The sequence below is a fragment of the Pseudomonas sp. UMAB-40 genome (assembly GCF_900095275.1).
GTDB classification, from domain to species: Bacteria; Pseudomonadota; Gammaproteobacteria; order Pseudomonadales; family Pseudomonadaceae; genus Aquipseudomonas; species Aquipseudomonas mandelii_B.
Window position 1 is genome coordinate 72,730 of the sequence record NZ_LT607564.1, and the last position, 21,421, is coordinate 94,150.

The 21,421-nt window shown below is 53.9% G+C and carries 37 protein-coding genes; 26 read left to right on the forward strand and 11 right to left on the reverse strand.

What is annotated here, in order from left to right; translation table 11 throughout:
• Positions 1–5 precede the first annotated feature (5 nt).
• The 11 genes from K0F88_RS19860 (at position 6) to K0F88_RS19910 (ending at position 5,113) form a co-directional block, all read left to right on the forward strand.
• Positions 6–563: a hypothetical protein gene (locus K0F88_RS19860; protein WP_219096202.1), complete on the forward strand. Its 558-nt coding sequence runs from the start codon at positions 6–8 to the stop codon at positions 561–563.
• 82 nt (positions 564–645) lie between these two features.
• Positions 646–924 (forward strand): hypothetical protein, encoded by a 279-nt coding sequence (locus K0F88_RS19865; RefSeq protein WP_219096203.1) that lies wholly within the window; start codon positions 646–648, stop codon positions 922–924.
• Positions 925–954: 30 nt separating this feature from the next.
• Positions 955–1,233: an HU family DNA-binding protein gene (locus tag K0F88_RS19870; protein ID WP_219096204.1), complete on the forward strand. Its 279-nt coding sequence runs from the start codon at positions 955–957 to the stop codon at positions 1,231–1,233.
• 81 nt (positions 1,234–1,314) lie between these two features.
• Entirely contained in the window at positions 1,315–1,566 is a 252-nt protein-coding gene (locus K0F88_RS19875; protein WP_219096205.1) for a hypothetical protein, read from the forward strand.
• A 19-nt stretch (positions 1,567–1,585) separates the two neighbouring features.
• Entirely contained in the window at positions 1,586–1,897 is a 312-nt protein-coding gene (locus K0F88_RS19880) for a hypothetical protein (protein WP_219096206.1), read from the forward strand.
• A 178-nt stretch (positions 1,898–2,075) separates the two neighbouring features.
• Positions 2,076–2,936 (forward strand): DNA/RNA non-specific endonuclease, encoded by an 861-nt coding sequence (locus K0F88_RS19885; RefSeq protein WP_219096207.1) that lies wholly within the window; start codon positions 2,076–2,078, stop codon positions 2,934–2,936.
• Between the two features lie 77 nt (positions 2,937–3,013).
• Positions 3,014–3,613: a hypothetical protein gene (locus K0F88_RS19890; protein WP_219096208.1), complete on the forward strand. Its 600-nt coding sequence runs from the start codon at positions 3,014–3,016 to the stop codon at positions 3,611–3,613.
• Between the two features lie 126 nt (positions 3,614–3,739).
• Positions 3,740–4,027: a hypothetical protein gene (locus K0F88_RS19895; RefSeq protein WP_219096209.1), complete on the forward strand. Its 288-nt coding sequence runs from the start codon at positions 3,740–3,742 to the stop codon at positions 4,025–4,027.
• 51 nt (positions 4,028–4,078) lie between these two features.
• Positions 4,079–4,231 (forward strand): hypothetical protein, encoded by a 153-nt coding sequence (locus K0F88_RS19900; RefSeq protein WP_219096210.1) that lies wholly within the window; start codon positions 4,079–4,081, stop codon positions 4,229–4,231.
• Between the two features lie 46 nt (positions 4,232–4,277).
• Complete coding sequence (locus K0F88_RS19905; protein ID WP_219096211.1) at positions 4,278–4,625, forward strand: hypothetical protein; 348 nt, start codon at positions 4,278–4,280, stop codon at positions 4,623–4,625.
• Positions 4,626–4,831: 206 nt separating this feature from the next.
• Complete coding sequence (locus K0F88_RS19910) at positions 4,832–5,113, forward strand: hypothetical protein (protein ID WP_219096212.1); 282 nt, start codon at positions 4,832–4,834, stop codon at positions 5,111–5,113.
• A gap of 609 nt (positions 5,114–5,722) precedes the next feature.
• Here the strand turns inward: K0F88_RS19910 and K0F88_RS19915 are convergent.
• Positions 5,723–7,306, reverse strand: coding sequence for a hypothetical protein (locus K0F88_RS19915; protein ID WP_219096213.1), 1,584 nt, complete (start codon positions 7,304–7,306; stop codon positions 5,723–5,725).
• Entirely contained in the window at positions 7,300–7,602 is a 303-nt protein-coding gene (locus K0F88_RS19920) for a hypothetical protein (protein ID WP_219096214.1), read from the reverse strand. The genes K0F88_RS19915 and K0F88_RS19920 overlap by 7 nt, the downstream gene beginning before the upstream one ends.
• A 252-nt stretch (positions 7,603–7,854) precedes the next feature.
• Here K0F88_RS19920 and K0F88_RS19925 point away from each other — a divergent pair, with 252 nt between their 5' ends.
• The 5 genes from K0F88_RS19925 (at position 7,855) to K0F88_RS19945 (ending at position 10,206) form a co-directional block, all read left to right on the forward strand.
• Positions 7,855–8,070, forward strand: a complete 216-nt coding sequence (locus K0F88_RS19925; RefSeq protein WP_219096215.1) for a hypothetical protein — start codon at positions 7,855–7,857, stop codon at positions 8,068–8,070.
• A gap of 49 nt (positions 8,071–8,119) precedes the next feature.
• Complete coding sequence (locus tag K0F88_RS19930) at positions 8,120–8,347, forward strand: hypothetical protein (protein ID WP_219096216.1); 228 nt, start codon at positions 8,120–8,122, stop codon at positions 8,345–8,347.
• A gap of 68 nt (positions 8,348–8,415) precedes the next feature.
• Positions 8,416–8,598: a hypothetical protein gene (locus K0F88_RS19935; RefSeq protein ID WP_219096217.1), complete on the forward strand. Its 183-nt coding sequence runs from the start codon at positions 8,416–8,418 to the stop codon at positions 8,596–8,598.
• Positions 8,599–8,874: 276 nt separating this feature from the next.
• Positions 8,875–9,360 carry a hypothetical protein gene (locus K0F88_RS19940; protein ID WP_219096218.1) on the forward strand — a complete coding sequence of 162 codons (486 nt, stop codon included), beginning with the start codon at positions 8,875–8,877 and terminating at the stop codon, positions 9,358–9,360.
• A 258-nt stretch (positions 9,361–9,618) separates the two neighbouring features.
• Positions 9,619–10,206, forward strand: a complete 588-nt coding sequence (locus K0F88_RS19945; RefSeq protein WP_219096219.1) for a hypothetical protein — start codon at positions 9,619–9,621, stop codon at positions 10,204–10,206.
• A gap of 27 nt (positions 10,207–10,233) precedes the next feature.
• On the opposite strand, the gene K0F88_RS19950 is transcribed toward K0F88_RS19945, so the two are convergent.
• Genes K0F88_RS19950 through K0F88_RS19960 form a run of 3 tightly spaced genes read right to left on the reverse strand, consistent with a single transcriptional unit; the run spans position 10,234 to position 10,948 of the window.
• Positions 10,234–10,467, reverse strand: a complete 234-nt coding sequence (locus K0F88_RS19950) for a hypothetical protein (protein ID WP_219096220.1) — start codon at positions 10,465–10,467, stop codon at positions 10,234–10,236.
• A 12-nt stretch (positions 10,468–10,479) separates the two neighbouring features.
• Complete coding sequence (locus tag K0F88_RS19955) at positions 10,480–10,722, reverse strand: hypothetical protein (protein ID WP_219096221.1); 243 nt, start codon at positions 10,720–10,722, stop codon at positions 10,480–10,482.
• Between the two features lie 4 nt (positions 10,723–10,726).
• A complete protein-coding gene (locus tag K0F88_RS19960; protein WP_219096222.1) occupies positions 10,727–10,948 on the reverse strand; it encodes a hypothetical protein in 222 nt (73 codons plus the stop codon).
• Between the two features lie 248 nt (positions 10,949–11,196).
• On the opposite strand from K0F88_RS19960, the gene K0F88_RS19965 reads away from it, so the two are divergent.
• From K0F88_RS19965 to K0F88_RS20010, 10 genes are all read left to right on the forward strand, one after another.
• Entirely contained in the window at positions 11,197–11,385 is a 189-nt protein-coding gene (locus K0F88_RS19965; protein WP_219096223.1) for a hypothetical protein, read from the forward strand.
• An 82-nt stretch (positions 11,386–11,467) separates the two neighbouring features.
• Positions 11,468–11,881, forward strand: coding sequence for a hypothetical protein (locus tag K0F88_RS19970; RefSeq protein ID WP_219096224.1), 414 nt, complete (start codon positions 11,468–11,470; stop codon positions 11,879–11,881).
• A gap of 113 nt (positions 11,882–11,994) precedes the next feature.
• The gene (locus tag K0F88_RS19975; RefSeq protein WP_219096225.1) at positions 11,995–12,573 is read left to right on the forward strand and encodes a hypothetical protein; all 579 of its coding nucleotides are present in this window, start codon (positions 11,995–11,997) and stop codon (positions 12,571–12,573) included.
• Positions 12,574–12,686: 113 nt separating this feature from the next.
• Positions 12,687–12,983, forward strand: a complete 297-nt coding sequence (locus K0F88_RS19980) for an adhesin biosynthesis transcription regulatory family protein (protein WP_257605305.1) — start codon at positions 12,687–12,689, stop codon at positions 12,981–12,983.
• An 83-nt stretch (positions 12,984–13,066) separates the two neighbouring features.
• Positions 13,067–13,375, forward strand: a complete 309-nt coding sequence (locus K0F88_RS19985) for a hypothetical protein (RefSeq protein WP_219096226.1) — start codon at positions 13,067–13,069, stop codon at positions 13,373–13,375.
• Between the two features lie 115 nt (positions 13,376–13,490).
• Complete coding sequence (locus K0F88_RS19990) at positions 13,491–13,682, forward strand: hypothetical protein (protein WP_219096227.1); 192 nt, start codon at positions 13,491–13,493, stop codon at positions 13,680–13,682.
• Between the two features lie 50 nt (positions 13,683–13,732).
• Positions 13,733–13,999, forward strand: coding sequence for a hypothetical protein (locus tag K0F88_RS19995; RefSeq protein ID WP_219096228.1), 267 nt, complete (start codon positions 13,733–13,735; stop codon positions 13,997–13,999).
• Complete coding sequence (locus tag K0F88_RS32485; RefSeq protein ID WP_257605306.1) at positions 13,999–14,649, forward strand: hypothetical protein; 651 nt, start codon at positions 13,999–14,001, stop codon at positions 14,647–14,649. Before K0F88_RS19995 ends, K0F88_RS32485 begins: the two co-directional genes overlap by 1 nt.
• A 5-nt stretch (positions 14,650–14,654) precedes the next feature.
• On the forward strand, positions 14,655–14,837 hold the full coding sequence (locus K0F88_RS20005) for a hypothetical protein (protein ID WP_219096229.1): 183 nt from the start codon (positions 14,655–14,657) through the stop codon (positions 14,835–14,837).
• A 67-nt stretch (positions 14,838–14,904) separates the two neighbouring features.
• On the forward strand, positions 14,905–15,198 hold the full coding sequence (locus tag K0F88_RS20010; protein ID WP_219096230.1) for a hypothetical protein: 294 nt from the start codon (positions 14,905–14,907) through the stop codon (positions 15,196–15,198).
• 157 nt (positions 15,199–15,355) lie between these two features.
• On the opposite strand, the gene K0F88_RS20015 is transcribed toward K0F88_RS20010, so the two are convergent.
• The 6 genes from K0F88_RS20015 to K0F88_RS20040 are packed head-to-tail and all read right to left on the reverse strand — an operon-like array spanning position 15,356 to position 21,414.
• Positions 15,356–16,051: an A24 family peptidase gene (locus K0F88_RS20015; protein ID WP_219096231.1), complete on the reverse strand. Its 696-nt coding sequence runs from the start codon at positions 16,049–16,051 to the stop codon at positions 15,356–15,358.
• A 52-nt stretch (positions 16,052–16,103) separates the two neighbouring features.
• Positions 16,104–16,571, reverse strand: a complete 468-nt coding sequence (locus K0F88_RS20020) for a lytic transglycosylase domain-containing protein (protein WP_257605307.1) — start codon at positions 16,569–16,571, stop codon at positions 16,104–16,106.
• 22 nt (positions 16,572–16,593) lie between these two features.
• Complete coding sequence (locus tag K0F88_RS20025) at positions 16,594–17,868, reverse strand: hypothetical protein (protein WP_219096232.1); 1,275 nt, start codon at positions 17,866–17,868, stop codon at positions 16,594–16,596.
• 28 nt (positions 17,869–17,896) lie between these two features.
• On the reverse strand, positions 17,897–18,475 hold the full coding sequence (locus K0F88_RS20030) for a type 4 pilus major pilin (protein WP_219096233.1): 579 nt from the start codon (positions 18,473–18,475) through the stop codon (positions 17,897–17,899).
• 30 nt (positions 18,476–18,505) lie between these two features.
• On the reverse strand, positions 18,506–19,672 hold the full coding sequence (locus K0F88_RS20035; protein WP_219096234.1) for a hypothetical protein: 1,167 nt from the start codon (positions 19,670–19,672) through the stop codon (positions 18,506–18,508).
• A gap of 2 nt (positions 19,673–19,674) precedes the next feature.
• Positions 19,675–21,414, reverse strand: a complete 1,740-nt coding sequence (locus tag K0F88_RS20040) for an ATPase, T2SS/T4P/T4SS family (RefSeq protein WP_219096235.1) — start codon at positions 21,412–21,414, stop codon at positions 19,675–19,677.
• Positions 21,415–21,421 lie beyond the last annotated feature (7 nt).

The following is a 21,421-nucleotide window of genomic DNA, read 5'->3' on the forward strand; positions in this document are numbered from 1 at the left end:
TGGCCATGAACAAACAAGAGCAGTCGTTCCTTGATAAGGCGAACAATCTGTTTTTCAAATTCGCTAAAGATTACATGCCGAACGCCTCGGCTAGCGCGGCACTTGCAGCCAGTCCCTTTCTCGGCACAGCCATTGTTACCGGCGCCCTGTACGCCGCAGCGGTGGTAAACCGGGTTCCAGAGGCGATGGAAGCGGCGAACTTCATGATCAACCACCCCGATAAAAGCATTATCCTTGAGGCCTTCAAGGGGAATCTGCCTTTCGAGGCGGCCAATGTCGCGTACACCTCTTTTGTGAGTGCACTCGGAGCCGGCCTGGCAGCCGCTGGTGTCAGCAAGCTGATAGAGAAATTTGTCTCGTTGAAAGAAGAGGCCGGCCACTTACTCAAGGAAAACGAATTGCTCAAACGTGAATTCGCTAACGAGCGAGCGACGTTTTCCGGCGACGGCCGCGCCGCTGACACCCTCAGGGGGCGATTGGGGGCGGGTTTGGATAACATGAACACCCGGATGGATCAGCGCGAACAAGCAACCCGAGTAAAACCGGGGCCAGGGCTGCGCTGATACACGCCAGAGTGGGGCCGCCAACTTACTTGGTGCCCACAACACAATCCACCGCCCAAGTGGCCTTTAAAGGTTCTAGTAATTGCTGCAACCAGACAGCTTCAACATTCTCTTTGCGCCGCTCGTGCTGGCGCCCCTGTCGCTTGCCTTTTGGCTTTACGGGTGGGTTACGCGCAGACCCTCAGCGTTTGCTTGGGCGTCGATCATTCAGTGCGCCATTACGGCCGCCTGCATTCTCTATTTCCTTTTCGGCACCATCCCTCAGAACCACACAGCCGGTCTTGTGTGCGGACTCTTCGGCGGCCTTCTGTTCGCCTGGGTGGGCATGACCATGTACAAAAGATCCACCGACTCGAAGTAAGCCAACCACTTCCAAATCTGGAGAAAACACATGAACAAGTCTGAAATGATCGACGCAATCGCCGAGAAAGCTGACATCAGCAAGGCCCATGCAGCTGCTGCGCTCAACGGCTTTATCGAAGCGGTGACTGATGAGCTGAGAAAACCCGACGGAGAGGTAGTTCTAGTTGGCTTTGGTACTTTTCGGGTCGCCTCTCGTGCAGCTCGTGTCGGCCGCAACCCGAGCACCGGCAAATCTATTCAGATCGCCGCGTCGAACGTGCCAGGTTTCAAAGCCGGCGCCGTACTCAAGCGGACTCTCAATCCCTGATCACCGCAGCGCCTTTGCAGGGGTCTTGGCCTACTGAGACCCGCCTGCAATGTGACCCGTACCGCTCGCTCGGAGTGAATGATGAGTAATAGAAAACATACCCCCGTCACCATGCTCAACATCAGCTTGGTGCTCCTCGCTTATCTTGTTATGGCCCCTGTGGTTCTTTACGCGATGATCGCTTTCGGGATCAAGTCCGAAATGCCGATCCCCGTGCTGACTGTGTCGTGCCTGATTATTCTGGCGGTTGCCTTGATGTTCTTCCTTCGACTTCGCTCGTACTACAAGACGCTGTGCCTGCGCCTGAGCAGCGAAACTCACAAGGCTTGCTGACTGCATACAGGTAATCGATATGGATTATGACGCTCCCCCCTACCCCCCTGAATTACTTCAGGCGGAAGAGCTTGCCTTACGCCAGTCCTTGGCAGAAGAGCACGCGGAGAAACAAGCCGTTCTCGATCAGGTGCGTCTACTCGTTACGGAGTCCGTGTTCATACAGATCGAGGAGGCCCTTTACGATGGCGACCACACCAGCACCCACGACTACCAGATAGCGCCTGCGCCGCTCGGCGAGCCACAGGATGAGGGTTTTGCGCTTGGAGACATCTTCGTCGACCAGACAGCGATGGCGGCCTCTCAGGCGATGATTTCGCCGGCACCGTGAGCATGCCACTTCCTGACGGCAGGTTTTTCCAGTTCTACTACACGTGCTGATGCGGACGCGCTCGGCGCTTCATTCAACCGCCTCAAAACGCTGCACGCCGTTACCAGGTGCGCGACCGCAGCGCTGATGGCACGCAGTAGCCCCTGATACCCCACCAGAGCATCCGGAAGAAGTAAGCATGAACCTACGCAGCGTTGCAGTTGGGCTATCAGCCCTTATGTTGTTCTCGGCTGGCGCCCAGGCACGAAGCCTGTTCGATATCGTAAGAGTGCCGCTGGAGCATGAGCTGCACATCAATACCTACAGCCCTGATGATCCAATTAGCCTGTACTCGGCCAAGCAGCAACAGCCGACATTTGATGCTTGCGCAGATAGCTTCCCTGACGAGAAACCATTCGATCTGGAACGCATCTCGGTGAAGTTGAAACCGATGGCGCTCTGCTCTGACTCGTTTGCTGTCCTGTATTCGCAGGCAAGTAAAACACCACTCGTGGTGGTAGAGCGGCTCAATGCGGCCGTACTTCGAGACGCCAAGGGTGAAGAGCGCACAAACGACTTTTACCCGGATCCACGCATTCCGAAGAGCGGGCGAGCGGAACTGAGCGACTATCGCGGGCAGGTCCAAACAGACCGTGGCCATCAAGCTCCAGCCGCCGACTCGCCCTCCCCGAAAGCAATGGCGCAGTCCTTCGCGCTCTCGAACATGGTCCCTCAGAACAGTATCAATAATCGAAAAATTTGGTCGGTCGTCGAGAAAGATGTCCGCAAGTTCACGCAGCGGGCAGGAGGTGACGTCTTTGTGTTCACTGGACCTATTTTTGACGAAGGTCATTCGACAATCGGGGCGAACAAAGTCTGGGTGCCGACACGGCTCTTCAAGCTGGTGTATGACGCGACCTCCCAGCGCGCATGGGCTTACATCTTGCCCAATGCTGAAACCCGTATTGAGCGGCCGGTCGACTATGAGACTTTCGTAAACACGACAGGACTTCATCTGCTTGGCAACCTACCGGTGTCCGGATCAATAAGTCGCTCTTGAGGGCAGTTGGAGTGCGAACGCGGCGAAACAACCCAAAGGTGGTGTCTCTCCTCTGCTTCGGGAGCACGCTGATCGGTATGGCGATTTTGGTATCGGGCCACGCGTCGTTTGAGCCGCTCCAATTGTTCCAGGGTGACGCATGGCTTTACCGCCCTCGTGAACTTGCACATTTCATTGGCTACGCCGGCAGCGTGATGATCGTTTGGAGCGCTATGCGCTTCTACACGACGCGCGCTGCACTTTGGGTGCCGCAGGCGATTGGTGGACTCGGCGTTGCAACCCTGCTGTTCTATTTCTTCGGTTCAGTCGCGGTGAAGGAACTGATCGGCGCCTTGGTGGTGAAAGCGCTTTGTCAGCTTCTACCGCTGTATCTGGGCGGATGCTATGTGATGGACAATGTCCGCAGTCTGCGGCCTGGCTGGCTGAAACCAATGCCAGCACTTACGGCCTCGGTTCTGCTGCTGGTGTCGACTTCTCTGCTGTGGGAGGTGCTGGTGCAACCGCTGGTCAGCGTCTACGGCGGGCCGCCACGCGGGCATGTCCAGCTCGCCCAACTTACTTGTGACTTTGCCGGTATTGCCATTGGCTGGTGCTTGGCTGCACCGTGGGTACGTCAGATCCAAAGTCGACTGGACAGAACAATGTGCCTGCATTTACCTAACGACTCGGCGCCATAACCTCGCCTACCAGGTAAATCATCCGTGTACTTGCATCCACGATGCCTGTACGCGCGCACCAGGAACAATTCGACAGGCGCTCATCACGGACGTATAGTTCTGTTTATCAGTACACAGAGAACAACCATGAGCCAATTTCCAACAAACGAACATGGCGTCCCCCTATACCCCAAGGGCCACGCTGGTCGCCTTTTAGTGACGATGGCAGCGATAGACGCCCTTGATACTCCGACAGCCGCGAGCGTGGCCGCTTTGACGGGGCTGAGCAAGGGCAACATTGACACCTATGTCTCCGCGCTGAACCGAGAATTTGGCGTGCGTATCGAGAAAGAAGGCCCTGTCTACAGCATCCAGTCGTGGGGGGATATATTAAAGAAGACAGGTGTCAAAAAAGTGTTGACTGGTTCTGTTTAACAGAACTATAGTGGAGCCATCGAAACGAACAATGCCCCGGAGGGCAAGGCGATGAGCGAAAAACAGCAGATGGTAAATGCAATTTCAAACGCAATGGAAACCGGTCTTGCCTTTTCGTGGAAAAAAGATCGCAAGGTCCAGAAAGGTGTTTATCTGGTTTACAGCCAGCAATGCTACGCGGACCACATCGCCCGTTGCGCCTAACCATCACCGCACTGCTCGCCAAGCCACCAGCTCAAGGAAATAAACGATGCCGACTCCAACCCAAACTTTAAATGCTCTGCGCACTGCTGGTTTCACCGCTTCACTAAGCCACCCACTGGTGGCCGAAGATGGAGGCCGCATTGACCCGTGCGCTATCGGATTCGTCGCGGTTCACACTGGCGGGGGCTGCATGGCGCTCCGCCGTCAAAGCGGCGAATTTTACATGCTCATCACCTCGGAGGACGGGAGTGCTGTGCCGGACCTTCAGGAGTGGGAAGACAACCTAATTGGTGTGTACCGCGAATCTGATGACGAGGAGATTGCGTGCGTTACTGCTCTGGAGTGGCAAGAGGTCATCAGGATTGAGGCGACAGCTACCGGAAGCGTTGCCTGACCAGTAATTGCGAAAGATCACGGCCCCTTAGTTGGGGCTTATCTGACCTTTTGCAGTAGCGTTAATTTCCGCCTTAGCCCCGCCATTGTGGGCTAAGGCCAGTAGAAGAGCGCTGATTTCTGCGTTCAACGAAACGAGGCCGCTCCCAAAGCATAGGTCGTTCACCCAGGCACACGATTGCCCCGATATTGGAACACAGGAAATTTATGACTCGACTCAACAGCACTGCTTTTAGCTTCACAGCAGCAGTTTTTGGCATCTCCATTAGCATGTACGCAGCGCATGCCCCCTTTTCCACATCGCTCTATGTGTGCATAGTTATCACACTCACGTTTGCGTCAGCCAGCAGCTTCATGTTTATGAAATCGGCGCTGCTGTACTTGCGTGAGGGCGAGCCGGAGTTAAACGCAAAATCCTCCCAGCCTCAGGAGGAGCAAGGCAATAATCTTCAGGCAGGTAATGCTGATCAACCGAACGAAGCGAGTTGATAATGAAAAAAGAGCGCCACTGGAAATCGGTATGGGCCGAGAAGGCGCAGATTGAGCGCCCGCAAGACCGCCTTCCTCGGGGAATCAAACGAGTCCCCATCTCCAAGCCCTATGGGCTTACCCAGGATGAAATGCCACTGTACAGCCGCAGTTGATCAAACTTTCATGCTGCTTACCCTCAGCCCACCTTTGTGCGGGCTTTGGCCGTTCTCTGCCGGTAAGGTCTTCACGAATCTTGCTGGTCAAGTCCCATGCAAACAACTGGTCAGGTCCTATGCAAACAGTTGGTCAGATGCAATGCAAACGGGTGGTCAAGTAGGGTGCAATTTTGCAGGTGCCGCCAAGGATACCGGCTGAGGGGGCAGGCAAGCCGGCGAGGTTCTGCATCACCCCGCCAATAGCTTTAACGTTATTGCAATTCCAGCCCTCATAGCCCAAGCTTCCTTCACGACCTTTGCCTTTGGCATCGGTTTAGTAGTTGTAGGGCTAGTACCTGCCAATAGTCTTTCCCCTACAACGACGCACCACCCTGTCCCTCGCGGGACGGGTTTTTTTTTGCCCGGTAATAAGCTGGCGCCGCATTCGGTCAAAACCAGTTGTAATGGTGCGTCACTGCCCAGGCCCGCGAAGCGTGCTCGCAGGTAGTTCTCGGTGCTGGTCCTGTTTTGCCAGACCTGATTGCAAGGCTTCTAACGCGCTTCCAAAGGTTTTGTTCAGCCCTCTCAAGCTTCCGGCTTTGCTGATCGTGGTCAACGTGTTGTTGAGTGCCTTGTCAGCGGGGTTCGGGATGCTAATTAGGCCGCTCGCCACCATCGTTTTCAAATCACCCTGAATGGAAGACTCAAGGGCCGCCATTGTGAAAGGGTTTTTTGTCGCGACGATGCTACCGTCATGCGAAACCTTTGTACCGACTGCTGTACGAGTGCCGTCGACAAATTCCGCTTTTGCTCGCTGTACCTTCGTGAGAGAAACACCCAGCTTTTTAGCGAACGCCTCAACCCGCTCAACCGTCAGCTTTTTGGACGCACGCACTATGTCGGATTGAGATAAGGCATGGTCGAGCGACCGATTGATGATCGTGTTGGCTTGGCCCTGCAAATCAACTTGAAATGACTGACCAGCAAAACTGGTGTAGAGGTTGCTTGGGGCTGAGGTATCGCCGGAAGAAATACCTCTGTTAGACAGCTTATTCGCCCACGCTTCCTTGGCAAACGCGAGCCTTAGATCGGTGTTCGTCGCTGGCGCGAGGCCGTTTACGATGGCCACCGCCGAATTGATTACTTCCTGAGCCGGCATCCCAACAAATGATCTTGGATTCAGGCCTTTGGTGATCACCTCAAGCATGGCCACGGTCGCATGGTTTGGCCTGATCGGTGTTGCTCCTCGAAAGGTACTGACGTTCTCAAGGCCGCTCTCGAATGATCCTGTTTTCGAAGCGCCATACAAAACGATTGCCAGGTCCGACCGTACTTCACGAATACTCGATTCGTAGTACGGCGACAATGGATGATTATCAAGTTTCAGATCAATGTTTGGCAGGCAATGCGTCAGCTCATGGAGCATTGTGGTTGCGTCATTCAAGTCGGTCGACGCTACATAGAGGGCGTCGGTGAAGTCGACATATTTCGCCGGTTTACCGTTTGGGAGCTTGGTGCTAGAAGCACCCACCGCGAACACGATGCAAGCAGAGTCTTGGTGTCTGCTATGGTGCGAAATGGCGACGCCATCTGGAGCGAGGTTCTGTAATCCGCTAGCCAACTGCGGCGGTGACTGCTTGCCCATCATGGATAATCTTACATTGCTAGGTAAGCTCGACACGTAAGCGTCCAGGACGTCCGAGGTTGAAGATGCCACCCGGATTTTTCCCATGCTGGGGTCTAACAGCGCCTGCATGAGCAAGGTATTGCCGTCGACGCTATAACCCTTTGCATTGCCGCGCGACCTCGCGCTCACAGTGGCTGCAATTTCGCTACCCCTTGCACCGGTCACGGTGAACTCATTCCTCGTTGCACTTGCAGCGGCTGGCGCGTCGTAACTGCCAGCGAGATCCGAAGTTGGTGCTACCGAGCAAGCGCTCAGCATGCCGATCACCAGCGGCGCAACAACCGCCACGGCCGTTCTTTTCATCAGGCCGGCTTTGTTCGAATACAGCGAGGTTTCCCCGCGCGACAGAAAGTCAGTGATGTTCAGCATTCACGCCACTCCATCAATACTGCCTGAGTTTCCGAGGCTTCATCCTGACGCTGAATCACATACAGCCCATGTCCGCGAATGAGGTCCATGTGATTTCGTTCAACGCCGGCCAAGCAGATTGACTGTGTTGGGGTCACCAACATCACTTCAAAACGGTCATCAGTCGTCGGTCTAGCCGTTACATGCCCTTGCTCTATCCATTCATCGCCCAGTGCTCTGAGAAGCGCGCACCGGTCGCCATCACTGGTGGGGCCGACGTGAAGCAAAAAATCAGACAGCGTTGTTGTGGTTGGCATGGGGCTGATGCTCTTGATTAGGTGCCGAAGCCTGAAGGGATTAACACGATAAAGTACCACTATACCCATTCAAATTAATGAGAGGCTACCATTCTGCTTTTCGGCTGGCGGGACGGCATCAAATCAACCATTTTCCATAGCAGGCGGACGCTTAGCAGCTCCTAAGAGCTATGTTTAATGCTATGTTATCTTGCTGATCATTATTCGGCTGGATGCCTTTTTGACAGCCATCCAACCCCTTAGGTGATGCCTATGCAGATTAGCGATCTGGAAGAGATTATTCGTGTGGCGCGGGCCGCACTGACAGAACGAAAGCGCCTTGCTCGCCTCAGCGAGAACTACATTACGCTCACCAACAGCGGCGGTCGGACGAGGGCAAGGACGACGACCTACAACGCAAATTCCGGCAATGCAGCGGAACTTGCAAAGGCTCATGAAGCGGACTTGAAGCGGATGATTCTCGGCTAGTCACCGCCATAGGCTTTATTCAAACTTCTAATCATTAAGGATCAACAGCATGAGTACCGGACGCCCCGCTATCATCGACGACAATACGCAAGAAAACATGGAACGCACGCTGGACGAAGTACTGCGCGGCGTTGCCGATGGCAGCCTCGATCCCGTGGCGGCCAAGAGTGGCCTCCTCTCACTTATTGGCAGCGTTGATACCGGCAACCAGGACGAAATCAAAACCTTCACTCATAGCCGCGCCCGCTACACCTCCATCATGTCGAACAAGCGGTGAGACGGGCCATGCAATTTCCTATGAACGAAAAACCGTATAGCCACAATGGGCGGCATGGGACCGGGTTTATGGCTGATCGATGCGACCTCGCCAACGGCGTCGAGGTTGAGAAACCCGAAGGCATTACCGAGTCGCAATATGCGTCTGATCTGGCTGAGTTTGGCGCGTTTCACGCCTTGAACATTCGCGAGCACCTGAACGGCTTCAGTGGTTACGACAACATTGATTTCAACGTCGTCAGCGTCGAATGAGCGACATCCACCGCCAGGTAATCGACAGACTGGAACCGTAACATGCACGTCGTCATGCACACTTTTTTCGCTGTTTGCTGTTTTGCTGCGGTATGCGTGTTCACTTACTTGAGACAGAAAGAAGCGGCGGCCGGTGCTTTCGTGGCATGCGGTCTTTTTTGGGTTGCAGCGGATCTTGCTCGCCAAGGCTGATGCATCCAGACGCAATGCCAGCCCTGCTTGCAGGGTTTTCGCAGACAGAGCGCGGTGCCATGCACCGCTGTGAGGGAAAACACGATGAGCAACACCGATCATGATTCAATCGACCCACAGAGCGAGGCCGTAATTCACGGAGCTGTCGATTTACCAAGGCCCTTTGAGTGGTATCGATGGGGGTTTTACCTGTTGGCCGTGGTTGCAGTCTCCATGATTGCTATCGCGGTGTTCCCCAAAAGCTCCGATGACACCCCACACGCAACCCAGGCCATCAGGGCGGTTGAAAGCCTCCGCCTAGCAACCTTGGATCAAATTGGTCAGAGTCACGTCAGGGGCTGGTGCGGCGGTGATGAAACAATTTGCGCAACGGTGACCACCACTAAACCGGCAGAGACGCTTCAAGCCTTGATCACAGCTTTACCTCAGGCCGAAGCGAGGCACTACACCATTCATCTTTCGATTGAAGAGACCAATGCATTTGAAGATTTGCCTGAGCACCAAGTCGACCAAGATCCGGTTACGAAAATTCTTCCTACGCTAAGCACTGGCGGAGCCCGAGAGAAATGAACACAAGCCAAATTGGATACGCGATAGCCTCATATTTGATGTTCACCTCGGCTATGTTTTACATGAAGCGCTTTATGCCGTTCGGTGCGTGCATCGTACTGCTGACGTTGGTAGTCGCATGGAATTCCATCTACGGAACCGGCTCATAAACGACCGGCTAGACACGCAGCCAACTTCGTTGATTCAACACCTCAGGCCCTTGTGGGCCTTTAGTGGTATAGGGCGAGGAATATTCGCCCACGAGCAAAGAGAAGCGACATGAAAGACCGTTATCCCGTCCACTTGATCAAGGGCAAAGACAGCAGCCCTATCAGCTATCGAGCCCGCCAGGCACTTATCGAAAACGGTGCGTACTTTGATCCGCAGCTGGAGGCATACGTCGTGTCTGGCACCCTGCCTTGGTCTTACGCAACCTTCCTGCCAGCAAACAATTTGATAGCCGCTGAAGTCGAGATTGACTACAACCCGCAATGCTATCAGCCGCGCCTGCCGCTGCCAGTCATCAAACCGCTTGTGGGTGCTTGGGAAGGCCCGCCAGTCGATGACTATGCTGCGCGACTGTCATGGTTTCGCCGTGGCGCTACCAACGACGCAAAGCCGTTCTTGGCCATATGGAACGAAGAGTCAGCCGTTTGGGCGGTGCAATCGATTCTGACATCACCCGCTCAGGCTGTTGCGCAGGGTTGGCAGTTCCTCGCGACGGCATCCGAAAGCATCGATATGCACGCCTACTTGGTGGACGCGGCCGTTGGTGAACGAGTGAGCAAATCAACCACAGAGGCAATTCAAAATGACCTCGGCGGCGCTGCGCACCAGGTCGCAATTCTGGGAAGGCGGATCAGCTGAGGCTTTGCCTCAAGAAGGGTGAAACTCCTAGCCGGTTAGGGCCTCGAAAGCGAGCTTGAGGTTATCAATCGGCTGCACCTGGAGCACCACGTACTCTGTTTGACTCGGGTAGATGAACGCTCGAAGGCCAGCAGTGCTGGTGAGCACGTAGATGTATTCCATCGGCGCGCGGCCAGGACCTGGCAGGTTCTGCCGGCCGGCGTCTGCCCACCCCAGTCGCTTCATTTCGGCGAGCTTGTTTGTTTGGTAGCTGGTGGCCACGGCGGATACCTCTCAGTGCGCTTGTTGATTTTGGGTTTCGACCAGCGCTGCAATACCGCGCCAGCTCTTATAGTTCGCTTCAACCTGAGCCAGGGTGGCGAATTCCTTCCAACTTTCACCGCCCATACTCCAAGCGCGAGTTGCGGCATTTTTGGTCTTCACCCGCCACCCACCGTTGACTTGCTCCAGCACCATGCTGGTCCCGCGCGCTTTCAGTGAGTAACGGTTGTCGCCAATTTGTTCAATAGCACTCATGAGCTCAGCCCGCCTTTACCGTTTGCTTGCTTACCGGGGTCACCAGCTCAGTGACGTCGACTGGCCAGCTACATTTTCCCTCGCCAATCAGGTCGACGCGGATCGCGAACGCCCCTTGGGTGCGCCGCCAAACAACTGTGGGCGATTGGGCTCGCAGGAAATCATGGCCCTTGAGGATCTGCCCGAAGCGCACCTGCTGGCTTTGTTGGGTCTCGATTGAATGCATCTGTCAACTCCGTGAAAATCACCGACCGCAAAAAGATTAAACTGTACGACAACCTATCGCAAGCTTTTTAGTTGCACTACAGAGCAACTATTTGGAGCTGAATAAAATGGCGTAACGCAGGCACAGCCTGACATTCAGTTGTATAAAGCTGGCTGCAATTTTTTTAAGGTTGTTTGCACAATCGGTGATTGACAGCTTTACCCTTTACGGTAAACTCGGCCTATCGAAACAAGGGCGGGGAAACGCAGATGGCAAGCTTCAAGGTCGGCGGTGAGGATTACATGTACTCCGGTTTCACTGGCGCATTGCTCAGCGGCACCCTTTACCGCTTGAAGCCTTCCGAAATGGGGAATATCCAGGTTCCCGTGCGCAAGGGCAGCGCTGAGTTTAAGCGCGTTGAAAGTGCGCTTTCCTCCCGCAACCACCAGCAAGCATAACAATCAGCCCTGTGCGCAGGGCTCTGTCTAGAGCCGACTCCTTGAGTCGGTTGTCGACAGTCACTATCGAAGGAAGCCGGCCATGCTGGAAGCAATCTCAGCAGCTCTGTCCGCCATGCTGAAAGACGAAAGCACCTTCGCCCGTGCCGAGGCGCTTTATGCCGAATCCTTTCGCTGCGGGGCTACCTTCACCGTGGCCAGCGACGCATACCCGCGTGATGAGCTTGTGCGCTACCTGATGGAGCCTATCTATAAGCCAGTCGCCGCCACTGGTAATGCGGCGGCCTACTTTGGCGATAACGACGAAGAGGATTTCTATCCTGAGCCTGAAATCCTCAAGGCAGGCCTTTCGCTTGAAGAGGCTGATGCGTTGGTCGACAGCTTGGAGTTCGCTGAGCTGTGCAACTACAAGGGTGAAGGGGAAGGCTACGAGCTGGCTTGTCGCGTTACTCATTTGCGTGTTTTTGCCGGGAAGTATGACTACCGCGCGGCCTAAGCGTCGCCCATCCGACGCACGCTGAATCTCTTACGTCGTTCCTAATAAAGTATCCACGTATCTTTTAGCAAGTGATGCAATCTTGCTCATCACCAGTACACCAGGGAATTCCAATGACAGAAATATTGAAGGCTGCAACACGGGATGAGGAAAAGCTGAAGACCATTCATAATTTTATGTTTTCCAGCTGTCTAGTTGTTCCGCTCCTCTATTGGTTCGGAGCAATCAACACCGGTCCGGTGGAATGGCTTCAAGCTATAGGTTGGATTCCAGCGTCCAATGATTCTGAGTCATTCGGCATTGTCGAGGTGTTTCGAGGGTTCGAACACTTCGGCCGAGCGGCTTGCAGCGGAGGCGCGTGGGCCATTATTTCAGCTTTTTTCTTGTGGCCATTCCAGCGGGCAATCGCCATTAAATACATTGGGTCTGAAGAAGCCTTTGAGGCAGCGCTTGAAATGCAGCGCGCCAAAGAGACCACCCCCATTTCGCTAGGCGACCTTGTGCATGTCGCGGTAAACCGTGGCGGGTTCATGGACTCCGACGAAAGCACAATCGAAACCACACAAGGTTTTTACAGGGTGAGTGGCAAGGTTGGCGGGGTCATAAAGGGGGCCTCTGTGACTTCGTTTGAAGGTCAGCTGCGAATAACCACGCCTGATGGTAGAGGTAAAGAATTCGTGCTTTTGAAGTAAGTCGATTGTCGGTGGCCACGTGGTTATATCCGCAGGATTGACGCTCTGACCAGCTCACAACGAAAGCGTGCTCCTACGCGGCAAACACTCAACAGAATTGAAGAGGCAGCAAATTGAATAGCCAGGAAACTGATAAAAGCGTAGTCACCGTGAGTGCCGCCGAGGTTGCAAAAGAACTTCCGCCAGGAAAGGTTAGCGAAGAGCAATTTGATTTGCTGATGGCGGGGACTTCGATCCGTGGGCCCAAGGTAATTCTGGCGCTACGCGACCATCTGGTGGGCGGGCTATCGCAGAAAGCTGCTTGGGAAGCGAACGACGTCAACAAGAGTCAGTTTAGCCGCAGACTGCTGGTGCTTTTTGTTGAAAGTCGGCGCGTGCGCAAGCTGAGCAAATTTTACCGTAAAGGGTAAACTAGACTGTTTACAGGTTTACCCTTTTGTGTAAACCTATGGCTGTTCCGAATTTCACCCTACAGCCAATAATGAGGTCGCTCATGAACACCGTCCCGGTTACTCGCAATGCCGCCAATGACTCCGTTTATGGCAGCGCCAAGGTGAAGCTGAAAATCGGTGATTTCCGCAGCCTCATTGAGTCACTGAATTTTTCCCGTGGCTGGCTGACTGGTGGGACCGCGAGCGAGTTCAAGAAGCAAAACATCCCAGGTAGTCTGCAACCGAAAATCGCCCAGCTTCAAGGGGCTTTGCCGCTGGTGTCTAATCGGTATGCCAATGACATACAGCGGGCGCACTCGGCGATTGAGCACGCCGCTGATGTTATCGACCGCTGGCGCTTGTGCCAGTGAGGATGCCCCGTCTGCACCACAAGCCCTGCCCTTGCAGGGCCGCTCCAGTAGTAGCGCCTTGAATGCGACACGACACCAACCACAGCACAAACAATTTGCTTGGGGGAAAAGAGCTATGCACACCGAGCCGAATTATGAAGTTCAGTCACGCCGCCAAGTATCTGTGAAAGCAGCTGCTCATGCAGGAGAGCAAGCCGTACTGGTTGTGCTGAGCAGTGGCTTTCGTGCGTGGGGCTTTTCCGCCGTGTCGAGTGATGAAGCAGAAAAGAACGCGCTGGCCAATGCAAAAGACATCGAGCAGCGTTAACCGGTTGATAACTCCGCCGCCAGGCGTTCGATAAAATGGAGCAGGACACGATGCAAGTAGATGAAAAGTTCAATAAGCGTGTCGCACCGCTTATCAAGGTACAGCCCCCACTCGTCGACGCCCAGGCCGGTCCGGAATGCATTCGCGTGCGCCTGTTCACCAGCAACGAGGATGGCGGCGTATCGGATAACCGCACGTTGTCGATGCACTTGACCCCCTTCGAGGCGCTGGAGTTTGCACAGAACCTTATTGCGGTTGCCCGCGACCGTCTGATCAAAACTAGTCAGGTCTCACAGAAACAGGGAGTATCGAAATAATGGGAATTCTTGATCAGCTGGAACAACTTGGCTTCAGCGTAATCAACGGCAATCGCCGCATGATTGCTCAGTTGGAGCTTGGTCATGAAGTGTGCGCCACGGACGCAGAAGGGCGCGACCTTCGAATCACCGCCACCAACGGTATCGTTCATGTCGCGACCGATGATGCCGAGCGCTCGCCTGAACAGATTGGCCGATTGATCCTCAAGGGCATACGAGAAGCACTACCGCCACGCGCAGTAACGCCAGGCGAGACGCCGCTGGCGCGAGAGAGCGATGCTCCCAAGCCCTCTACGTCAAAGATCAGCTCCATCGCCATCACTTTTGCCGATGAAGAAAACAACGGCTTTGTCATTCTTGGCGGTGCCGGCTGGGAGGACGCAGCGGAATGGGAAGCGCAATGGTCGAACATGCCTGTTTCTCCGCTCGGTGACGACGATCCGGCGAACCTGATTGCGGACAAGCTTGATCATGACGGCGACTTGATTGATGAGAAGCGCATCACCGCAGAAACAGCCGAACACTATCTCAGACGTCCGTTGGCAGAACTCATCGCCGAGGGCCGTGCGAAAACCACCTTCACCCTTGGCCAGATGAAAGCCCAGAACCCTGAGTTTGCCGCGAAATTCCGGAACCGGACTGGCGAGTAGTTGGCATGAGTATCTATGAAGAAATGCGTACCGAGCTGAAGGCGTTGCTGGCGCTCGTTCGAGAGAGCGAACAGTACATCGCTGCGGTTACGCATGGCGACTTGGTGCCTGATCAGGCGTCGCACCGTAAGCATGAGCAGCGCGCAGCTCGGATCGACGACCTGTCGCGCCGGTACGGCCTTTTGTAAGAGCAATCAGCATCGGACTTGCTCTCTGGCGAGACCACATTTAACCAGCCCTATCTAAGGAACACGCATGCGACTCATTTTTCAAACTATCGCTCTTTCAGTTGCCCTGTCGATTGCCTCCGCCGCCGCGTTCGCGCAATCCAGTCCCATCACCGAGCGCGACGATTGCATCTCGGCCCTGCGCGGGCACGCTGAGCTGAATTCCAAATTGATGGGTTATTCCATCCTGAAGATTGCCGACGGCGAAGTCAGCGAAACGAAAAGCGGCGTCAAGTGCAGTGCACGCTTTGAAGCGTCCAAAGATGGGAAAGGTTTTTTGACAGAGTATTACGAGGGTGAAGCTGCAAAGCGGGAAAAGTAATCCCGCGTCGGCTGTAACTCAAACCACTGACGAGCGGGAGCGGGTCAGTGGTTTTTTTCTGCTTGTTGCATCCCGCTCCGGAACCAGGTCGAAGAATTAATGCGTCGCGCCCGATTTACTGATGCAGTTTTTTGTTGCCTGCGCAGCTTTTGCACCTTCATAGCGGCACAGAGATACCCGCGACCTTGCAAGCCATCAAAGCGAGGGCTGCAACGGCTAGTGATGGGCCAAAGGGGCACTGCGCTGTGCGCCCCCTTCTAGCGTAATAGATCAACCCCACGACCGATCCAAGCGCGCCGGCTACCAGCACAAACATGGGCAACGCACTAAGCCCGAGCCAAGCCCCCACGGCCGCGCACAACTTCGCATCACCCTCCCCGACTTTTGGTAACCACCGGAACAGGCAGTAGCCCACGGCTGCGCCGAGGACGTGCATTCGCAGTGTGCTGGGATCAACAAGGGCAACATTGATCAGGCCGACCCACAGGAGAGGCTGGACAATGACGTCCGGCAGTACCATGTGCTCCTGATCGATGATGGCGGCCGCGATCATGCTGTATGCGAAAACCATTAGTGCTGGCGCAGATGGCGTAAAACCCACGGCGCTGAAAATCAGGATCGATATCGCGATGCATAGGATCACGACTACCACAAATCGGCGGTCTACTTGCGGGGGCAAGAGGACTGAAGGCGGTGATTGATCATCGCTCAGCATGCCCAGGTGCTCCTGCGCTTCCCGCGTAAGAAAGTGCTCCCAGCGCAACGGTAATTGCATGGTGAACGACGAAATAATCCAGCCGGCAATAGCGCCGCAGAGAGAGCCAAGAATGGCGACAAGCAATGCAAATTCCATGGGAGCGTTCCGAATGGTATCGACGGGTTGGCGTAGCGGCCGCTGGAGCGCCCTAAGGCATCTCTCTGAGCGCCTTATTAACCTTCTCGGCGTAGATCTGTTGGTTTGTCTCATTAGGGGAGTTGTAGGCCCCCACAGCGCGCCAAGTAAGACCGTGCTTGTTGATTTCCTTGGCCAAGATCCACGCCCCCACATAGGCAGATGTGCAGGGGTCATACAGGCTGCTCTTTGAAATGCCGAACTCAGAGAGCGTTGGCAACCACCAATCATTGATCTGCATCAGGCCGGTGTCGCCGCTGCCGTTTTTGTTCGAGTTTCTGGCGCTCGGGTTGAATTCGGACTCGACCTTGGCGACTGCTTTCAAAAGCCTCAGATCCACGCCATGAAGCGCAGAGGCTTTTTGTAGGCATTGATCAACGATGGGACTTGGCTGTGCAGCGCTGGCGCAGCCGGCAGACATAAACAACAAAAGCAGGATCGTCGTTCGAGCAATTGATGCGATGTGTTTGAAAGTCGTCATTGCTGTAGCGGGCCTCGATCCATTATGAAGAGCGGCAACCCTGCAAAACCAAAGCTCGTGCGTTGGCCGACGGCGGAGTGATGACGACCCTGCCTGCAACGATGGACACACCCTGCGCAACACGGATGCTACTCGCCGCCGTGGACGTGGTGGTGCCGTTGAATGTCCCGCTGACGGATACGGCGCCAGCAGCGTTGACGTTACCACTACCAGTCAACCCGCCAGAGATAACGCCTGTCACGGCGATATCAGGACCGGTCATTGTCACGTCAGCATTTTGTAGTGACGCAAAGGAGAACGGCAGCAGATTCGCGCCTGGACAAATCGGATCAACAACGGCTGCGCCGTTGGCGAGAGACTGTGCAGCCATCAACATGTAACCGTCCAACTCGAACCAGTTGCCGCCGATACATTTAACCATCGTGTTTTTGTTGCTGTTCGCATAGAGGCCCGGTGTCGAGCAAGGACTGCCAGGCACCACAGCGGTATTGATGAGCAAACCTTCGTCGGTAGAGATCTGCTTGGCCACAGATAGACTGTCATTCAGGTAGATGTGCCGGGTATCACCCTGGCGCACAAACTGAGGGAACAGGCTGTCATTGAGAGACGCCAAAAGTGCGACATGACCAGCGCTTGTCGCTGGGATACCCAAGCTGGCGCTAGTGACGCTAAAAAGAGGGCCACGCATGGTTGCGGGCTGCAAACTATTTGTACCGCCATAGCCATTGGCGGCAATCATAACTGCGCCAACCAAACTGGAGTCAGTTTGCCAGTTGCCGGGGACCGCTGGACATGTCGTGTTGTCCACGGCGCCAGACGGTTTACCTTTCGAAATCGGCCAGCAGCTGTACACATACGCCGTGACGTTGCAGTCAGTACCCGGACATGTGCCAGTACGCTGGAGGTTGATGTGAATCGAACGCCCAAGGGGTGGCAAGTCTGGAAAACCACCTTCCAAGAACTTGGATACTTTGAGGTCAGCAACTGAAATCGTTGTGGTGGGACCAGCGAAAGTAGCCCATGCCGGAGCCGGAGCATAAGTGCCTGGCGGGGCTCCGCTGGTATCCACCAACGTAAATACTTCCAGGTGCTTTGTGAGCGCAGTCAGAATGGCGCCTCTAACTTTGGTCATGTACCGACCGGTCGACTCTGCCTGCGCTTCATACACCGACGTGGTCCATTTCCCAGACGCGTAGATAGCCAACAGTCCGGTAATCATCATGGCGACCATCACACTGACGATTGCCCAACCGTCCTGACGTTTTCTGCGCATGAGTCTGGAGGGAAATTTGCCCACGTTCGGTATTCCTTTTTATCTGTCGTAGTTAACGGACGGTGAACGCGAAGGTGTTCAAGTCACCGTCAATGCACTGAGCCATTGCAGTACCGGCCACGTAACCGGCAGAAACTGTTTTATCGACATCAGTGACCTTCACGGTTTTACCGTTGATGGTGATGTTGTCGACGGAACGCTGAAGCGACGTCGCCAGTCCAGGGCACGCAGCTTGGTTCACGCTGTTGAAAGTCAGGGTGAAGGTGTCGCCGGTGGTGGAGATGACCACCGTGCCGTTATTGCCGCCGCCCAAACCATGACGAACTACGGTGCCGCCAGTGCCTTCGCCGGCAATGGTGCCGACCTGCAAACTGGTGCCACGAACCGAGCGAGCGAACGATGCCTGCGTGAGGCCGACATAGGGAGTAGTACCGTTGCCCGAGTTACTCACTTGAGTTCGAGCGATAAAGCGCTGACTTTCTTCAGCTACGGATGGAATGGCGCCTTCGACCAGGTAGTCCATGATCTTTGGAATACCCCAAACAGCGAGGATGCCCGCAATCAAAATACCAATACCGATGTTCAGCAGATAGTTACCTTCCTGCTTCTTCTTAGTGCCCAAATATTTCATTACGATGTTACTCCCTGATCTTTAGAAAATTTATTGCGACAAAAACAACTGGAGAGCCTTTCTCATATCTTCAATCACTGTCATCTGCCAAAGCATGAGCCAGCCAGACGTCATCACCGAAGATAGAAGTACGATCCACGAAATGATCGCGCTCTGGATCGTGATTTTTTTCAGTACTCGCTCTTTCAAACGGTCTCGAACGAATTCAAGTGCATCTTCAAAACCGCGTGCCTCAATAAGGTCAGCGATATACCACTCCATCGTTTGATCCATGATCCCCGTTGAAAAAAGTTCAGGCCCTACGGATCCGCGCTTGATGTACTGGAGCATCAGTTCAATGTGATGGCGTTTCCAGCGAGACGCCCCAATTGTCTGCATTTCAACTGCGTCAAGCAGAACCGTTGACGAGTTTCCACGCCGCTTGATAACTGCGGCAAGGAAAGATAAAAAGCGGATACTCTGGAAATCGCGATAGATACCCCAGGCCATACCATATTTATCTAAGAAAAGACGAAAATCACCGGTAAGGTTCGAAAACGAGTACCAGCAGGCGTACAAAAACGAAGTCAGAACGACAGCCATTGTCAGCCAATTGTTACCGACAAAATCAGACATCGAAAATAGGGTCGTAGCGCTTGAAGGATAATACTCAGCCGGAAGCATCGCGAATGCCTCTTGAAGCTTTGGCACGATGAACGTCGGCATAAGAATGATGAACAAAAAAAGCGAAGCGAGACACGCTATGGAAACGATCGATGAGATAATCACAATCCCACGAGCTTTACTCACCAGCTCACTGTTTGCAGCCAAATCGCGAAGAGCCGACTCCAGCGCCGAGTCGCTACCGGCTTTTTTAAGCGTCTCCAATGCGGCAACATCTTCGTCCGGCAATGTTGATTGGAACGTTTTAGTAAGGCTGCCACCGCCCCTGTCAAATTGAGTCGCCCAATGCCGAGACAGTTTTCCCCGAGCTGTATCTCCATAACGTTCGGAGTCACTATTAAAAATATCGAGCAACGATTTACGGCCTTTCGTGCCTTCGATAATATCGGCCAAATAATTGTAATAGTCGGCACGTTTCGGACGGAACAAAAAAGCCGCGATCCGATTGTCAAATGAGAGCGTCGAATTGTTCAGCAGCCCAAGACTCTTGGCTACCTTATATTTTACGCCTGCAATAGATTCTCTCATCGACATGACTATTTAGCCTTTTTCCGAGTCATCGCAATCGACTCAAACGATGTCGTTTTGCTTTCGATGTCACGTGGGTCAAACGTACCTTGAAGAGATTTATAAACCGCACACTCAACGATGGTTTTGTTGGTCATGTCAGGGTCATCAAATGCAGTTCTAGGCAAATCATCCAGGTAGTCTTGAAGACCAAGCATATCGCGAGCTTTGACGTACCGCAGAAAGGTGCGGTCAGTGCCTGGCTCAATAAGCTCAGTTGCAGTATCGCGCCCAATGTAGCCGCCAAGCATTGGCAATTCAGGGTTCTTGCAGTATTTGCAACCCTGTGGGTTTCTGACTTTTAAAAGCCCAGTATCAATCGAATAAAGCTTATCGATTCGATTGAAAAAAACCTTCCAGTAATCGCCGTCACGGTGGCGCTCCATTTTATCGAACCCACCTTCTAGTTCGAGATGTTCACTAGGCAGCGAACAGTGCGGGCAAAGCTTTGGAATCAGTGCTTGGTACGCAAGTACGTTCAGCATGCCGGGAGATGACAGGAAGTCAGAGGGTATACCGATTGACTCTGAATACAGGCGCTCGGGGATTTGCATTGCTGACGTGGCGTGAACAGTCGAGTACAGTTTCGTACCCGAACCTGTGATATCCGTGAAGGATGTTCCAGTTAACAGGTCACGGATTTCGCCCAGGTACACGTCGTTTGCCGCCGAGCGCTTCAGTGTCAAATTCTTTGCAATGAATGGATCTTTTCCCAACTCCTCCAATGAACGAGTGATGGTGTTCTGAATCACACCAGGGATGATCAACTCAACCGGATCTTCGAGCGAGATAATCTTTCGTGTATCGGGTAAAAGAGAAAGCAGGCTCGCAATGGAAACCGTCTTACCGGAGTTAACCACGCCGGCAAAAATGATGGAGCCGCCTTCCTTGCGTAGCGCACGCTCGAACACATCAACAGTCGAAGGCAGCCAGCCTAGTTCGGACAGTGGCTTTTGTACAGACTTCTCATCTACTTTGAGTAGTCGGAGGGTAACCGAGCTATAACGGTCGGCGGCCATACCAGACCAACGGCACATGACCGGGCCGGAATCGAGTTGAAGTTGCAAACGGCACTGGGTTTCAATTTTGTCACTCAGAATGGCTCCCGCGCCACCAGTGTTAGACTGCCAGGCAACGTTAAGGATTTCCCGCAGACGCTGTGTTGCAATCTTCCAGCGCGGTGGCGCCAAGTATTGCCCATCAATGGTAAAGTGAACTTGTGACTGCGCTTCTGATTCCGAAACGTTCAGCGTTACGTCAGAGGCTTTGTTTTTAATGCCCCATGCAACAATTTCTTTGAAGGCAGCTTTGTAGGAAGAGGCTTCTTCCTTCGTAGTAACGCTGCCGAGACCCAGGCCTGTTTGCCGCAGAGTCAGAAGCAACGTCGGTGAAACAATATGCGTTACAGGTGGATGACCTAGCTCATGCAGACCTGAGCAAGTCTCGCGTGCCGTTTCCAGCAGATCGGATCGCTCGTAGTCAGGCGTAGTCAGAATTAACCAGTTCCCGTTTTCCATTAACGCTGGGCAAAACTTCGACGAGTTCTGCTCACCAACAATATCAGGACGCAGCTTTTGGATGCGCGCAGGTAACGCCGCATAAAGTTGCTCTATGCTCGTATACTCGTGATTACCGTTGCTGCTCTTCTGATCAAAAATAACTTCAGTAGTGTTCTCGTTACCACCTAAGAGCGCTCTAAACGTTGTCATGATTGCA

Coding starts and splice junctions, on each gene's coding strand:
- K0F88_RS20030 (WP_219096233.1), bottom strand. CDS start 18,475: ATGAAATATTTGGGCACTAAGAAGAAGCAGGAAGGTAACTATCTGCTG.
- K0F88_RS20015 (WP_219096231.1), bottom strand. CDS start 16,051: ATGGAATTTGCATTGCTTGTCGCCATTCTTGGCTCTCTCTGCGGCGCT.
- K0F88_RS19990 (WP_219096227.1), top strand. CDS start 13,491: ATGCACACCGAGCCGAATTATGAAGTTCAGTCACGCCGCCAAGTATCT.
- K0F88_RS19940 (WP_219096218.1), top strand. CDS start 8,875: ATGAGCAACACCGATCATGATTCAATCGACCCACAGAGCGAGGCCGTA.
- K0F88_RS19900 (WP_219096210.1), top strand. CDS start 4,079: ATGAGCGAAAAACAGCAGATGGTAAATGCAATTTCAAACGCAATGGAA.
- K0F88_RS19935 (WP_219096217.1), top strand. CDS start 8,416: ATGGCTGATCGATGCGACCTCGCCAACGGCGTCGAGGTTGAGAAACCC.
- K0F88_RS19955 (WP_219096221.1), bottom strand. CDS start 10,722: ATGAGTGCTATTGAACAAATTGGCGACAACCGTTACTCACTGAAAGCG.
- K0F88_RS19970 (WP_219096224.1), top strand. CDS start 11,468: ATGCTGGAAGCAATCTCAGCAGCTCTGTCCGCCATGCTGAAAGACGAA.
- K0F88_RS19910 (WP_219096212.1), top strand. CDS start 4,832: ATGACTCGACTCAACAGCACTGCTTTTAGCTTCACAGCAGCAGTTTTT.
- K0F88_RS20010 (WP_219096230.1), top strand. CDS start 14,905: ATGCGACTCATTTTTCAAACTATCGCTCTTTCAGTTGCCCTGTCGATT.
- K0F88_RS19920 (WP_219096214.1), bottom strand. CDS start 7,602: ATGCCAACCACAACAACGCTGTCTGATTTTTTGCTTCACGTCGGCCCC.
- K0F88_RS19960 (WP_219096222.1), bottom strand. CDS start 10,948: ATGCATTCAATCGAGACCCAACAAAGCCAGCAGGTGCGCTTCGGGCAG.
- K0F88_RS19945 (WP_219096219.1), top strand. CDS start 9,619: ATGAAAGACCGTTATCCCGTCCACTTGATCAAGGGCAAAGACAGCAGC.
- K0F88_RS19925 (WP_219096215.1), top strand. CDS start 7,855: ATGCAGATTAGCGATCTGGAAGAGATTATTCGTGTGGCGCGGGCCGCA.
- K0F88_RS19915 (WP_219096213.1), bottom strand. CDS start 7,306: ATGCTGAACATCACTGACTTTCTGTCGCGCGGGGAAACCTCGCTGTAT.
- K0F88_RS20035 (WP_219096234.1), bottom strand. CDS start 19,672: ATGTCGATGAGAGAATCTATTGCAGGCGTAAAATATAAGGTAGCCAAG.
- K0F88_RS19975 (WP_219096225.1), top strand. CDS start 11,995: ATGACAGAAATATTGAAGGCTGCAACACGGGATGAGGAAAAGCTGAAG.
- K0F88_RS19890 (WP_219096208.1), top strand. CDS start 3,014: ATGGCGATTTTGGTATCGGGCCACGCGTCGTTTGAGCCGCTCCAATTG.
- K0F88_RS20020 (WP_257605307.1), bottom strand. CDS start 16,571: ATGACGACTTTCAAACACATCGCATCAATTGCTCGAACGACGATCCTG.
- K0F88_RS19860 (WP_219096202.1), top strand. CDS start 6: ATGAACAAACAAGAGCAGTCGTTCCTTGATAAGGCGAACAATCTGTTT.
- K0F88_RS19885 (WP_219096207.1), top strand. CDS start 2,076: ATGAACCTACGCAGCGTTGCAGTTGGGCTATCAGCCCTTATGTTGTTC.
- K0F88_RS19870 (WP_219096204.1), top strand. CDS start 955: ATGAACAAGTCTGAAATGATCGACGCAATCGCCGAGAAAGCTGACATC.
- K0F88_RS19965 (WP_219096223.1), top strand. CDS start 11,197: ATGGCAAGCTTCAAGGTCGGCGGTGAGGATTACATGTACTCCGGTTTC.
- K0F88_RS19875 (WP_219096205.1), top strand. CDS start 1,315: ATGAGTAATAGAAAACATACCCCCGTCACCATGCTCAACATCAGCTTG.
- K0F88_RS32485 (WP_257605306.1), top strand. CDS start 13,999: ATGGGAATTCTTGATCAGCTGGAACAACTTGGCTTCAGCGTAATCAAC.
- K0F88_RS19995 (WP_219096228.1), top strand. CDS start 13,733: ATGCAAGTAGATGAAAAGTTCAATAAGCGTGTCGCACCGCTTATCAAG.
- K0F88_RS19905 (WP_219096211.1), top strand. CDS start 4,278: ATGCCGACTCCAACCCAAACTTTAAATGCTCTGCGCACTGCTGGTTTC.
- K0F88_RS19930 (WP_219096216.1), top strand. CDS start 8,120: ATGAGTACCGGACGCCCCGCTATCATCGACGACAATACGCAAGAAAAC.
- K0F88_RS20005 (WP_219096229.1), top strand. CDS start 14,655: ATGAGTATCTATGAAGAAATGCGTACCGAGCTGAAGGCGTTGCTGGCG.
- K0F88_RS19985 (WP_219096226.1), top strand. CDS start 13,067: ATGAACACCGTCCCGGTTACTCGCAATGCCGCCAATGACTCCGTTTAT.
- K0F88_RS19895 (WP_219096209.1), top strand. CDS start 3,740: ATGAGCCAATTTCCAACAAACGAACATGGCGTCCCCCTATACCCCAAG.
- K0F88_RS19880 (WP_219096206.1), top strand. CDS start 1,586: ATGGATTATGACGCTCCCCCCTACCCCCCTGAATTACTTCAGGCGGAA.
- K0F88_RS20040 (WP_219096235.1), bottom strand. CDS start 21,414: ATGACAACGTTTAGAGCGCTCTTAGGTGGTAACGAGAACACTACTGAA.